Raw genomic sequence first — 14,065 nt, forward strand, 5'->3', positions numbered from 1 at the left:
AATAATACAAATAACAAAAATTTATTATTAAAAGTCTTAATATATAATTAAATCATAGTGATAAACAGAGGATTAATAAGGGATAATAGGATTTTTCAATGGAAATTGGTAATACTACAATAGATGATGAATAAGTATATATTTTTCAAGAAAAATCAAAATTGAGTTATTTTGCGAGAAATTATACAATTAAAGAGAAGAAAAAATAAAAATTAGAGGTGTTATCAATGGGAACTAATAGTTCAGACAGCGATGATAGTGACAGTGATAGTGATAGTAATAGGAATAATCAATCTGGATTAAAGCTATGGAATTATAAAAAGGAAATTACAATCAACATCACTGATGAAAGCGGTAAAATAGGTTATATAAAGGGAGTGTTACTAAATACAGAGCATATTCTTAAAGAGCTAAAATCTGATGAGGTATTAAAAGTTCTAGAATTTAACGACAAGGAAGATGAGGAAGAAATAAAGAGCTTCTATATTCAAGTATTGTCTAAGGGTGACTGTAGAAACAACGCATTTTATATTACCGAATTGTTCATCGAGAAACAACATCGAGGAAATGGCATAGGTAGAAGGATATTTGATGAGCTACCACGGTTTTTATATGACCACATAGATAGGGATATATCTTGTATATATTTGATGCCTGGACCTTTAGAGAAGATAGACGGGGAAGTAAAATATATTATGAACCCTAATGATGAACAAATGATAGTATTGAAAGAAAAACTTATAAAATTTTATGAATCAGTAGGTTTTGAAAGGATTGGTAAAACAGAGTTTTTTCATAAGTATCAGGTTATTTAGTTTAAAATAATATAGTGAAATATTTAATATATTAAGAAGGAGCCTTGGTAAGTTTACTTACTAAGGTTTTTTTGTATATTAATCCAACTATCAATATTATGAATGAATAATAGGAATTTCTTTTGGTATAGACGAGTTTTGTCTAAGTCAATAAAATGGAAAAATAAAGTATAAATAGGAGTATGAAGGAAACAATACTATTGATAATTTTATTAACTTAAATAAAAAATTTGTATGAAAGTATTCTCAGGATTGTAAACCTAGGGATACTAGATGGAGTGGCTAAGTCATGGCATCTAAAGTACAAATTTTTAATAATGGAGGTACTAATGATTAAAATTGGCTTACCAAGAGCAATGTCCTACTATTATTTATATCCTTTTTTTAAAACATTGATTTCAGAATTAGGTGGAGAAGTGATCTTATCTAAGCTAACTACTAAGGCGACCTTAGAAGAGATGTCTGTCTGTCCTACTGATGAACCTTGTTTAGCAGTTAAATTATATTTTTCCCATGTAAAACAATTAATAGATGAGGATTGTGAATACATATTCATACCTAGATTGATTAGTGTAGAAGAGGGAAATTTTTGTTGTCCTAAAATCATCGGTATAGCAGATATGATTACAAATACATTTGATATTGGTGAAAGAGTACTATCCCCTAGGATAGATATGAGCAATAAACAGCAAATGGTAGAGGATTTACACTATATTGCAAAGTGTCTAGGATTTAAAAAAAATAAAGTCATAGAGGTACTTGATAAGTCTTGGAAATTCCAAAAGGATTTTTCAAAATTTATGGTAGACAATAAACTTACAACTGAGGAAGCTTATGCAATACTAGATAAAAAATCAGGGATTGATCACTATAAAGAACATGAAGAAGATAAGGAACAGGTGCCAGCTATTGGTGTAATAGGGCATCCATATGTTTTATATGAATGGGTAAGTCATAACTTAATACAACGGTTTAGACAATATGGAAAAGTATTTACTCCAGAAATGGTGGATAAAAAACATATTAAAGATCAAATGAAACAGATTTATGAGGGAGAGAAGCTTTGGCATTTTGAAGCACAGATGCTTGGATCAGCTCTTTATTTGATGAAAAATCGTCTAATAGATAGGCTTGTATTAGTAGGTCTATTTGAATGTGGACCAGAATCTATCGTCGAGGCCTATATTGAAGAAGAAGCAGACCGGTTAGGAATTCCACTGTTAAAACTTTTTTTAGATGAACAAACGGGCGAAGCTGGACTAGTGACAAGGATTGAAGCCTTTATGGATACGGATATACAAAACTTAGAGGAGGAAGTCACTGTAGTTCATAAGCCTTTTCATACTGAAAAAGTACTATTAAGAGAGAAGCCTATTGTTGGGTTTCCAGCAATGGGACAATTAGACATTGTTATAGACTCTATATTAAAAGAATGTGGAGTTGAAACTGTCAAGCCCCCAGCTCTATCTACACGCTCTATTGAACTAGGAAAAGAGTTAGCTCCCGAATTTGTCTGCTTACCTTTAACAGCAACCCTTGGTCAGATGATAGAGATGCTAGAATTAGGGGCTAATTCCTTTCTTATGGTTAGTGGAAAAGGAAGATGCAGATTAGGCTGGTATGCACAAATACAGGAACTACTACTAAAGAGAAAAGGGCTATCTTTTAATATGATGATTATAGATTCTCCTTTTCCATTAAGAAAAAATGGACTAAATTTCTTTAACACAATTAAGCAGGTTACAAATGGAGCTAGATTTGATCGAGTTATTAAGAGCTTAGCTCTTGGATATCATAAGCTTGAGGTGTTGGAGAATGCTCAAGCAGTTTGCAGACGGATTAGGGCCTATGAGAGTCAACGTGGGCAGATAGATCAGGTATTTAATCTACTAAGAGCTGGCATTGATCAAGCTTCAGATTATAGGACTGTAACAAAATTTTATAAGAATTTTATGGAAGAGACAGAGACTATTAAATTAGAAGATACAAATCCTTTAAAAGTTGCCCTTGTTGGAGAAATTTGGGTATTGCTAGAGCCATTTGTTAATATGGAAATTGAAAAGTTTTTAGGTAGCAGAGAAAATATTCGAGTTGTAGTAGAAAGGGAACTAACTGTAAGTCATTGGTTGCAAGGAAATATTTTGTATACTAAAAAGGCTGTAAAAAGAGGAAAAGAAATACAGAAAGCCGCATCCCCCTATCTAAAGGAGTATGTTGGAGGGCATGGGCGTGAAAGTATAGGATTAACGGCATTAGCTTCACAAGAGGGAGTTGATGGAGTAATTCATTTAATGCCCTTTACTTGTATGCCTGAAATTGTGGCACATAATATTTTGACACAGGCAAGTGATAAACTTGACATTCCTGTTCTATCGTTTATCATTAGCGATCAGACAGGGGAGGCTGGATTTGAAACGAGATTAGAGGCTTTCTTAGAATTACTATTAGAGAGAAGATTTGAAAAAACATATCCTATGGGGTGGTCATAATGGGTTATTATATAGGTATTGATGTAGGTAGTGTAACTACGAAACTAGCATTAATCGATGAGCAGGGTGAAATGATATGGAGTACTTATTTAAGAACGGAAGGTGGACCAATTGAGGCAATTCAAAAATCTTTTGGTCAGCTTTCTAAGCAAGGCTATGATATAGAAAAAGACATTAAGGGTGTTGGAACAACAGGTAGTGGAAGACATCTAGCTGCCACTATGGTTGGAGCAGATATCATAAAAAATGAGATTACAGCCCATGCTACTGCCGCAAAATTTGTAGAGCCTGAAGTAAGAACTGTAATTGATATAGGTGGTCAGGATTCAAAAATTATATTTATAAAAAATGGGGTATCTGTAGGTTTCAATATGAATAGTATCTGTGCTGCAGGAACAGGGTCTTTTCTAGATCACCAAGCAACCAGATTAGGAATTCCCATAGAGCAGTTTGGCGAATATGCTCTAAGATCTAAAAGTCCTGTAAAAATATCTGGAAGATGTGGTGTTTTTGCAGAGTCTGATCTTATTCATAAACAACAGTTAGGTTATAAAAAAGAAGATTTGGTTGCTGGTTTATGCATCGCCTTAGTGGGCAATTATATAAGTAACGTGGCAAGGGGAAAAAGGATTGAACCAGTTACAATATTCCAAGGTGGTGTAGCTGCTAATGTTGGAATTCGTGCCGCTTTTGAACAGAAATTAGGAATGTCTGTACTTGTTCCAAAATATCATTCTGTAATGGGGGCATGGGGCTCTGCTTTATTAGCGAAACAATGGAAAGCAAGAGTAAACGAAAGCACAAAATTCCGTGGTATAGAGTGCATTAGTTCCTATGAATGTACCCCAAAGACATTTTCTTGTATGGATTGCTCTAATAATTGTGAAATTAACGAACTGTATATTGAAGATCAGCTAGCCAGTAGATGGGGAAGTCGTTGTGGAAAATGGGCAAGTCTTGAAAAGTCTTCAAGTGATCAGGAAGAAATTAGGGACTTTCCATTAAAATCAGGCTTAGAAAAGCAGGCTGTGAATTATGACCTTTAGTGCTAAAGCTTTATAAGTTGGTAATATAGATTTTTATCATAAGTATCAGGCTATTTAGTTAAATATACTAAAGTTAAATATTTAATATATAGAAATAGAGCCTTGGTAAGTTTACTTGCTAAGGTTCTTTTTATTATTTTCTAAATATGTATTTTACATTAATTTATAAAATATATACTATATACAAGGAATTGATGTAAGTATGAAGAATTATATAGAAAACTAGATTCAGGCGGAGTTTTAACTCCACCTGAATCTTAGTTGAACTTATTTCGAGGATGTAGTGCTTGACCTACTGTTTGAATAAACGGGAGTCGTAGCAATGCACCGAAGATGAAATAATGAAATTTCTCAACTTGATAAGGAGGTTATTATTATGCTAGAAGATCTTAACAGGAAAATTCATGATTTGGAATCGAATATTAAAGAGATTAAAGAAGCTATTGCAGCAGGAAACAGTGCTCAAATTGCTTTAGAAAAAGTAATAAAATCTCTTGAAAGTGCTAAGGGCTGGGGTATATGGGATATGTTTGGCGGTGGATTTTTAGTTACTGCTGCAAAGCATTCAAAATTAGATAAAGCCAAGGAACAAGCACAACATGCACAAAGGATGCTCAGTGTATTTAATAGGGAATTATCAGATATAAATTTACCAACAGATATTAATATAGAAATTGGATCCTTTGTAACCTTTGCAGATTACTTTTTGGATGGTCTTATGGCAGATTGGTTTGTACAAGGTAAAATACGGGATTCATTAGACAAGGCAAAGGATACTTATAATAGAGTAAATAGTATATTAAGTACATTACAATCAAGGCTTAAGGAATTAAATAAGGAGTTAGATATGCTAAAAAAGAAATGAGATTATTAATTAAGGGAGCTTAAGACGAAAAGAGGTAATTAGATGAAAAATATATGTTCTAGGGGGAATTTTCATGATTAATGAAGTAAGGGAGTACTACGATAAAGCTGCAGAGGCAGAGTGGAATAGATTAAATAACCCGTACTCAAGAATAGAGTATAATTCTACAGTTTATTTAATAGAAAAGTATTTTCCTAAGACTGGCCATATTATTGATATAGGATCAGGACCAGGAAGGTATTCTTTGGAACTTTTGAAAAAGGGATATAAAGTTAGCCTTTTAGATATATCAAACAATGAGCTAGAGATTGCTAAAAGAAAAATAGAAGAATTTAATCTAAGGTCTGAAGATTATTATTGCAAGAGTGCATTGGAGTTAGATTTTTTACCTGATGAAGCATTTGATGGAGTTTTGGTAATGGGGCCGTTGTATCATATACATTGCCAGAAGGATAGGCAAAAGGTATTGAAAGATGCCTATAGAATATTGAAAAAGAATGGTACTGCACTGATATCTTACATTAATACATGGGGTGCACTTAGGGCAAGTGTAAGTGAGTTTCCGGAGAGTTTTCAGAATATAGAGCATTTTCAGAGATATATTGAAGGAGATTTAAAGTTTTCAGCAGAAGAGAGCTTTACAGTTACATATTTTGCTACACCACCATTGGTATTAGAAGAGATAAGAGAAGTAGGCCTTAAAATAATATCATATGCTGGGGCAGAAAGCTTTTTATCAGGATTAGGCACACAAGTAAATAATCTTTACAGATATATGCCAGATGTATATGAAAACTATTTAAAATCTGCTGCTGAGTATTGCGAATTACCTCAATATAGGGATGCTACGGAACATTTGCATGTTATTGTAAAGAAGGAGTGATCTGGATAGAATCGATTTTTGATATTATTATTGACGTTTTAGAATTCATACTTAAAAGATGGGATAAATTAAAGCTCGGATATAGAGCTATTATATTCGCTCTTGTAGTATTACTATTTAATTTTTGCTACCAGTATTTTAAGTAATTATTTACTGGAGTGATTTCATTTGCATGTAATTATGAAGAAATAAGAACTATTAAAAAATTTGCATAGAGGGATAGAGTATGAAAATTAAACTGGATAAGGCAGATGAATCAAATGCAAAGGAAATACATGAAATGCAAATGGTTTCATTTAAACCTTTATTTGAAAAATATCAAGGCTACGAGATCAACCATGGTAATGAAAAAATAATGATAGAAGTAGGGGTACCATAAATTGAAAGTGGAGGGATATTTATGAATAAAGTAGCGGTTATATATAAATCAAAATATGGTAGTACAAGAAAATATGCAGAGTGGATAGCTAATGAAGTGGCTGGAGATTTGTTTGAGTATTCAGAGGCTAAAGCACAAAATTTATTGTCTTATGACACAATAGTTTTCGGAGGTGGACTTTATGCAAGTGGAATTAATGGTGTATCTCTTATTACTAAGAACTTTCAAACTCTAAAAAATAAGAATCTAATTATTTTTACTGTAGGGCTTGCTTCAACGGATGACAAAGAGATTTTCAAGCCAATTATTGAAAAAAACTGCACAGAAGAAATGCGTAGGAAAATACAATTTTTTCACTTGCGTGGGGGAATTGATTACAAGAGATTAAATTTTGTACATAAACCGATGATGGGGATGCTTAAAATGATGGTTTCTAAGAAAAAACCAGAGGAATTGTCTGAAGATGATAAAATGATGTTAGCCACATATGGCGACAAAGTTGACTTTACCGATATAAAAACAATAGAACCTTTAGTATTATATGTTGAGAAGCTTACTAAATGAAAACTATCTTTGTTTGACGAGTAATCTTATTCTTAAATAAGGAAGAACAGAAGTAATTAATAGAAAAAATACATAGTTTACTAAGTGAAGATAGTGGAAATGAGAAATAGCATAAATATATGTATGCCTTATAAGTTTTAAGAAATTAACACAATATGTGTACATAGACTCTCTTATAGAAAAAGTTTAAATTTAAGCAAATGTGTTTTTTAACCGAGAGAACTGTATAAAAGATATTTAATAGAGCCTGCAAAGATACAACAGATAAATAGACTTTAAAAATCCAATGAGAAGTAAATATTACTGAACTTAAGTTAGTGAATACCTCTAAATATGATATATGAAGCAAACTTGGTGTGGGTAATAAAAATTTAGGTGAAAGTGAGTAACTCATTTGATAGAATTTCTTTTGGGTCTTTAAAATCATAGAAAAATAGAATGATTTGTAATGATTTATGAGATTGAAGATATCGATTTATTGCCATGTACATTCATTAATCCACACATTATATTACCTAAATGATTGATTTTATGTATTGCTTAATAAATTAATTGTAATACTTACTATTCATTACTATTATAAATTTCTAATATTTGACTAAGATCTCTTTCTAGTTTCAAAATAATATATTTCGGTAATATGAAACTGTTATATTCACTACTATGTGTATAAAAAATAATCTCTTTTTTTAGTATTTTATAGGAATAGTATTCTGAAAAGAGAAGTGTATTTATATTTTCATAAGCGATAATGCTCATACATATTACATCCTCTATTTTTTAGTAAGATCTTATCTATTGACCAATTCTTATATCTTACAATATATAAAAGTAAATTTTTATAATAATTGTAAACCTATTTGAAAAAAATTTTAATTTTCTAAGATAAATAACTAATACCAGAATTTTACTAAGTGATACACTATATTTGTAAAGGTTAAATAAATGGCTATAAAAAAGAAAAATAAAGTTATAACAGAAGCTAGGGACTAGTCCCTAGCTTCTGTTATTGATCTTACATATTTTCTTAGTTCATCTTCGCTATTTGTATTTATTACTCTTATAATCTCACTTCCTATAATTACCCCATCTGCTCCATTTTGAAAAACTGTTTTAACTTGATCAGGACTATATATACCAAAACCAACTTGGATAGGTATATCTACTATGTTTCTTATTCTTTTCATTGTAGCAATGTATGCATCTGAAAGCTGACCTTTTCCTCCAGTTGTACCTGCTCCTGACATAACATAAGCAAATCCTTTGTTATTTTGTATTCTTTCTGTTATCATCTCATCAGACATTTCTTGATTATATATTTGAATTAGTTTAGCATTATCATTTTCAGATGCAACAAACTGGTCTGGACATAAAATAACATCGTAAAGATCATTTTTATCTAATAGATTATACTGATCTATACCTTTTTTATAAGACATTATGGTAATAGGAAGGCGTGGATATTTTTTGCGTAGCTCTGATAAATACTCAACTAATATACTTTCATTAAAGCCATTTTGTATTACTTTAGCATGAGTATCAGCGATAGTTTTTCCATCTAAAGAAGGATTTTCAACAGGTATTCCTATTTCAAGGATATCCATTCCTTCTTCAACAAGAATATCTACATGCTTAAAAAACTCATCCTTATTTGGATAACCAAGTGTTAAATATAAAGTAACGCATTTGTTATTATTCTTAAAGATTCTTTCGATATTATTCATTACCCTATTACCCCCAATATCCAACCAAGTATAGGTCCAAAGAATGCATAGTCTGTTTCACAAAGCACTCTCATAACTGACTCATACCCTCCTATATAAGGGATTAAGAAAGCTTGTCCTAAAATAAGAATCAAACCATTAATAAATGAACCTGCAATAGCTCCTCTTCTTCCGCCTGTGGAGTTACCGAATATTGCAGTAATTGCACCAGTAAAGAAAGTAGGTATTAAAGCCGGGAATACTATTATTGGATATTTCATTAATCCTAATAGTCCCATTCCTATTAAGCTTGCAACTAAGCTTGTTATAAATCCTACTATAACTGATGTAGGGTGACTTGGGAATAGTAAAGGTATATCTAATCCAGGTACTGCATTTGGAACTAGTTTATCAGAAATACCGTGGAAAGCAGGGATTATTTCAGAAAGCATCATACGAACTCCAGTAATGATTACTGTTATCCATAATCCAAATGTTAAACCATTTAGGATAGAAAATATTACTATATCCTTTCCGCCACTAATGTTTTCCATAACAAATTTAGGTCCTGATATTAATGAAACTATAAAGAATATAATAGTCATAATAACACTTAATGCAATAGTTGTTTCTCTTAAGAAGCCTAAAGACTTAGGAAGCTTAATATCTTCTAAATCTTTATCTTTGTTTCCAACTACTTTACCAACAGTTGCAGCTATTAAGCAACCTATTGAGCTTGAATGTGCAATAGTGTATCCTTCCCCACCAGGAATATTTTTCATAAGTGGAGCAGTATAAGCACAACTAAAAGTTAAATAAAGTCCTAATAGAATTGAACCAATAATAGTAATCCATAAAGCTGATAAATTTGTTCCTACTGTTAGAAGTGCAGCTATAAGGCCTGCATAAAAGAAAGAAACATGTGCTGAAAGATGTATATACTTAAATTTAGTAAATCTTGCAAGTAATACGTTAACTATAAATCCTAAAGCAAATATCAATGTAGCAGCTGCACCAAAAGTACTCATACTTGATCCAACAGCCGCACCAATATCAGCTACTTCAGCTTTCATTCCAAATACAGTTTGTAGCATAGACTGCATAGGGAGTAAAGTCATTCCCATACTTTGAGCTCCAGTAGTTATAAGCAAAAATCCAACCATAGTTTTAACTGTACCTGCTATAACATCACTAAATTTTTTCTTTTGGGCTACTAGTCCTAATAAGGCAACAATACCAATTAGAAATGCTGCCTCACTTAGCACATTTGATATAAGATACATAATGATGGCTTTCATATATTAACCCCCTTATATAATATGTGTAGACGTTTTTTATAGCTTGTTATTTTATGTTTTTTATAGCTTCTAATAATTGTTCTTTCAAATATTCCTTATCTGTAAGATTATCAATTCTTATTATTTGAGCTGTTGTGTTTCTTATAACATTTGCAAAGTCAGAAGTAGTAACAATTATATCTGCTCCATTTGGATCCAATGAACCTATATCTGTGGCATCAACCTTTGCTTCAATGTTTTCTTTAGTTAATATTTGCTGAGTAAAAACCTTTAGCATCATACTACTTCCTACCCCAGCTCCACATACAGTAAAAATTTTTAACATTTCCTATCATCCTTTCTTTTCCACATTATTATTTTATCTGAAATTAAAATAAAAATTCATATAACTCTTTACTAGTTTTACTGTTTAATATATTATTTAATTTTTCTTCATTTCCGAGTATGTCCATTAGATTTGCTAATGCTTCAATATGTGCTGTGCTGTCAATTGCTGCTAATGCAATTAATAGTTTTACTGGGTCGTTTTTTTCATGTCCAAAATTCACCCCATTCTGAAGTGTTATTATTGCTATAGAAGTTTGCTTAACTCCATCCTCTGGTCTAGCATGAGGCATGGCAATTTGAGGTGCTATAACAATATAGGGTCCTAACTCTGTAACTTTTTCAATCATTGCATCTATATATCTTTCTTCTATACAATCTGAAGAAAGCAACAATTGACCTGCTTTTCTTACAGCCTCTTTCCAACAGTCAGCCTTTACGTTAACAGCTATGTTCTCTAGTTTTACAAATTCATTTATCATACTTTATTCCTCCTGTTTAAGTAGTTCATAAATTTCTTTTTGAGTTGATGAAGTAGTTAATTTTTCTATATTTTCTTTTACAGACAATATTTCTAAAAGGTGTACAAGTGTTTCGATATGTGTATAATTATCTGTAGCCGCTAAAAAAATCACAGTATGAACCGGGTCGTTTTTCTCATGATTAAATTTAACTGGGTTTTTCAAAGTCATAATAGATAATGAGGTTTTATTCACATTGCCATCACCTATTCCGGCATGAGGCATTGCTATTCCTGGAGCAATAACCATATATGGTCCGTGTAATTTGATTTTTTCAAAAATACTGTCTATATATTTTGTATCAATAAAACCTTTTTCAAGTAATGGTTTTGCGGCTTTGTGTATTGCATCTTCCCATGTATTACATTCAACCAAAACTTGTATATTTTCTTTGCATAATATATTTTGGGGTGTCCACGAGCTTTTAGAACTATATAACCTATTAATGTTATTGAAAAGTGATGTTATATCTGTTTGGAGAGCATCAAAGTTTTCTATAGTGCAATGTTTAGATATGATATCCATAACATTCATAATTAGTCCGGTTTTATTATATTTAAAATTGTCATTCATCATTAAATAACTTGAAAGTATCTTTATATCCCTCTTATTTAATAGTGGTGAAACTACAATTACAGGTAGTTTTGTTTTCTTTATAGGAATAGTAGATATAATAAGGTCAATCTTATCAGAGTCCATGTAATTATTTACATCTTGGTAAGATACTGTATCAATTATATTAAATGCTCTAAAATATGATAGTAAGTTTGCTTTTAGCAGTCTAGATGTACCTATACCGCTGGCACAAACTAATAGAATGTTTGTATTTCTGTTTATTTTAGGTCTCTGTGCCTCTATTGCAGCTCCAAAATGCATTGCTATATAAGCAGTTTCATGGTCATTTACCTTAATTTTAAATTGTTGTTCTAAATATATTTTAGCTTCATTACAAGCATCAAATATATACTTGTATTTTGAGATTATTTCTTTTAATAATGGGTTTTGTAAAGGTTTATTGTATTTTAGTCTATGGATAGTAGGCATAAGATGAATGTACAAATCCTTTTTTAGTGAGGCTTGATTAGTAAAAACTATATTCAAATCTTTTTCTACACTTTGTATCATCTTGTCAATTATTAGTAATAGCTCACTATTCTTTTTAAAGTAATTTTCTTGATCACCTACATAGCTTAGCTTAGATCCAATTAAATGCAAAGTAATATAGCCAGTTTCATCTAGAGGGATTCTAAGATTAAAAAATTGTGAAATATTTTTACTTATGCTCTTAGCTATATTAAATTCCTCTTTAGACATTAATTCCTGTAATTGTTCTTTACTCATTAAAATATCTTTACCTAGAGAAACCCGTTCAATTGCTAAAGCTAAATGGGATAATAAGCTTACGAATCCTTCATAGCTAAATTTAATCATAAGTTTTTGTTGAGCTTTCTGTATCTCATCTCTAATAAAATACAAATCAATATTTGGAAACCATTCTTTTAGTGAATCTATATATTTTTCAACAGATTCATTATCATTTGTTTGCTTATGCGGATTAGCTAACTCTTTTAACAATGAACTAATTGCATTTCTTTTGTTTTCTTCATTTCCTTCTACATATATTCCGTAACCTTTTTTACGTATAAGCTTAATTTGGTATTCTTTTAGCCATTTACTAATATCATCTAGATCATTTGCTATAGTAGTTTTACTTACACAAGTTTTTGCTGCAAGGTCTATTAAGTTTACAGCTTTGCTTTCTTTTAGTATGTTTAGTAGAACAAGCTCCTTTCTTTCTTCTGGTGAAAGAACATAAGAATAAAAATCATTACTATTAAGCCTACCTTTAATTAGTTCTCTTTCTTTTAAATTGGATTCTAGAAGTACACCCTTCCTAGGAAGTCTACTCAATGGTTTAAAACCATTGTCTACAAGCCAATTATCCAAAGAATCTAAATCATATCTGATTGTCCTTAGGCTCACATTAAATTGGACAGACATTTCTTTAATTGTAATGAAATTATCCTGCTCTAATAAATAGTTGATAATTAGTGCCTTTCTTTCATCTAACATGCTATTCACTTCCTTGCCACATTATAGTATGAAATGTGAATATCTAATACTTTAGCTTGTTGTAATATATATACCACCAACAGTATGTTTTATCAAGAATTATCAAAAGATTATAACAGGAAATCGTTTCATGATTAATGTGGCAAAAAGTGAATTGAACAACAAGTGATAGGTTTGAATCTTTAGTGTATTTAAAATAATAAATTTGTATGCAAGGAAAATAAAGTTATATGACGAATATGTATAATGAATAAAATATTGGAAATTGTAAGTCATCGAATAAAAGATTTACATAAGGCATAAGGAGTGAAACAGTGGATAAAAAGATTAACACAGTAACTATAATATTAGTATTACTTTCTTTAGTATTAGTTTGTTGGCTTGTATTTGGAGGACCATTTGATACTTTCTATTTAATTTGGAATTTAATATTAGCCTGGGCACCTATGGTGTTTGCACTAATATTTAGGAAAAGCTTAAGAGGGAAATTATCTTCTACAAAGAGTATTATTACATTTTTTTCAAGTTTTTTATGGTTATTCTTTTTTCCGAATGCAGTTTACATAATAACGGATTATATCCATTTAAGTAATGAAAAGTTTTATTATCCAAATCCTAATTATACCCCTTATTCTGGGGAGAGTAGAGTATTATATAACTTTGATCTTCAAACATGGAATAACTTTTTTTCAATAACTTTTGGAGTTTTCTTAGGCTGTGCATTAAGCGTTTTATCACTTTATATATTTCATAAATACATAGAAAAGCGTAAAGGTAGGTTAGTTGGATGGATATTTGCAATTACTGTTCACTTGCTTAGTGGATATGCAATTTATTTAGGAAGATTTATTAGATTTAATTCTTGGGACGTGATTTTTAATCCTTTAAATATAGTAAAATTTGTAATATCTAATATAGATAAAATTGCTGTTACCTTTACTTTTTACTTCTCTCTACTAAGCTTGCTTATTTATGGTATATTTTATTTATTTATATACCTAGGTGAGGATAAGATTACTAATTAAGAAGCATAAGAAAGTTTAAATATTTTTAGGACTTATATTGACTCTCCTGTTAGGGAAGAGTCTATAATTTATTTAAGGGC

At 30.9% G+C, this 14,065-nt stretch carries 13 protein-coding genes; 8 read left to right on the top strand and 5 right to left on the bottom strand.

The features are described from left to right. Nucleotides 1-227: 227 nt before the first annotated feature. The 7 genes from KQI88_RS05300 to KQI88_RS05330 all read left to right on the top strand — a co-directional run bounded on the left by KQI88_RS05300 (nt 228) and on the right by KQI88_RS05330 (nt 7,041). A complete protein-coding gene (locus tag KQI88_RS05300; protein ID WP_216415320.1) occupies nt 228-815 on the top strand; it encodes a GNAT family N-acetyltransferase in 588 nt (195 codons plus the stop codon). Between the two features lie 329 nt (nt 816-1,144). Further along, complete coding sequence (locus tag KQI88_RS05305; protein ID WP_216415321.1) at nt 1,145-3,304, top strand: acyl-CoA dehydratase activase-related protein; 2,160 nt, start codon at nt 1,145-1,147, stop codon at nt 3,302-3,304. Further along, nucleotides 3,304-4,350 carry an acyl-CoA dehydratase activase gene (locus KQI88_RS05310; protein ID WP_216415322.1) on the top strand — a complete coding sequence of 349 codons (1,047 nt, stop codon included), beginning with the start codon at nt 3,304-3,306 and terminating at the stop codon, nt 4,348-4,350. The genes KQI88_RS05305 and KQI88_RS05310 overlap by 1 nt, the downstream gene beginning before the upstream one ends. Before the next feature lie 376 nt (nt 4,351-4,726). Continuing rightward, on the top strand, nt 4,727-5,215 hold the full coding sequence (locus KQI88_RS05315) for a hypothetical protein (protein WP_216415323.1): 489 nt from the start codon (nt 4,727-4,729) through the stop codon (nt 5,213-5,215). Between the two features lie 73 nt (nt 5,216-5,288). Further along, complete coding sequence (locus tag KQI88_RS05320) at nt 5,289-6,098, top strand: class I SAM-dependent methyltransferase (RefSeq protein ID WP_216415324.1); 810 nt, start codon at nt 5,289-5,291, stop codon at nt 6,096-6,098. A gap of 226 nt (nt 6,099-6,324) precedes the next feature. Then, complete coding sequence (locus KQI88_RS05325) at nt 6,325-6,477, top strand: hypothetical protein (protein WP_216415325.1); 153 nt, start codon at nt 6,325-6,327, stop codon at nt 6,475-6,477. Between the two features lie 21 nt (nt 6,478-6,498). Further along, nucleotides 6,499-7,041 carry a flavodoxin domain-containing protein gene (locus KQI88_RS05330; RefSeq protein ID WP_216415326.1) on the top strand — a complete coding sequence of 181 codons (543 nt, stop codon included), beginning with the start codon at nt 6,499-6,501 and terminating at the stop codon, nt 7,039-7,041. A 989-nt stretch (nt 7,042-8,030) separates the two neighbouring features. On the opposite strand, the gene trpA is transcribed toward KQI88_RS05330, so the two are convergent. The 5 genes from trpA to KQI88_RS05355 are packed head-to-tail and all read right to left on the bottom strand — an operon-like array spanning nt 8,031 to nt 12,960. Next, nucleotides 8,031-8,765 (bottom strand): tryptophan synthase subunit alpha, encoded by a 735-nt coding sequence (gene trpA / locus KQI88_RS05335; RefSeq protein ID WP_216415327.1) that lies wholly within the window; start codon nt 8,763-8,765, stop codon nt 8,031-8,033. Further along, entirely contained in the window at nt 8,765-10,042 is a 1,278-nt protein-coding gene (locus KQI88_RS05340; protein WP_246579159.1) for a PTS ascorbate transporter subunit IIC, read from the bottom strand. Before KQI88_RS05340 ends, trpA begins: the two co-directional genes overlap by 1 nt. A gap of 46 nt (nt 10,043-10,088) precedes the next feature. Further along, nucleotides 10,089-10,367: a PTS sugar transporter subunit IIB gene (locus KQI88_RS05345; protein ID WP_216415328.1), complete on the bottom strand. Its 279-nt coding sequence runs from the start codon at nt 10,365-10,367 to the stop codon at nt 10,089-10,091. A 43-nt stretch (nt 10,368-10,410) separates the two neighbouring features. Further along, on the bottom strand, nt 10,411-10,848 hold the full coding sequence (locus KQI88_RS05350; RefSeq protein ID WP_216415329.1) for a PTS sugar transporter subunit IIA: 438 nt from the start codon (nt 10,846-10,848) through the stop codon (nt 10,411-10,413). A 3-nt stretch (nt 10,849-10,851) separates the two neighbouring features. Further along, nucleotides 10,852-12,960, bottom strand: a complete 2,109-nt coding sequence (locus KQI88_RS05355) for a BglG family transcription antiterminator (RefSeq protein ID WP_216415330.1) — start codon at nt 12,958-12,960, stop codon at nt 10,852-10,854. A gap of 314 nt (nt 12,961-13,274) precedes the next feature. On the opposite strand from KQI88_RS05355, the gene KQI88_RS05360 reads away from it, so the two are divergent. Then, nucleotides 13,275-13,985, top strand: coding sequence for a DUF1361 domain-containing protein (locus KQI88_RS05360; RefSeq protein ID WP_216415331.1), 711 nt, complete (start codon nt 13,275-13,277; stop codon nt 13,983-13,985). Nucleotides 13,986-14,065 lie beyond the last annotated feature (80 nt).

The sequence above is a fragment of the Alkaliphilus flagellatus genome (assembly GCF_018919215.1).
GTDB lineage: Bacteria > Bacillota > Clostridia > Peptostreptococcales > Natronincolaceae > Alkaliphilus_B > Alkaliphilus_B flagellatus.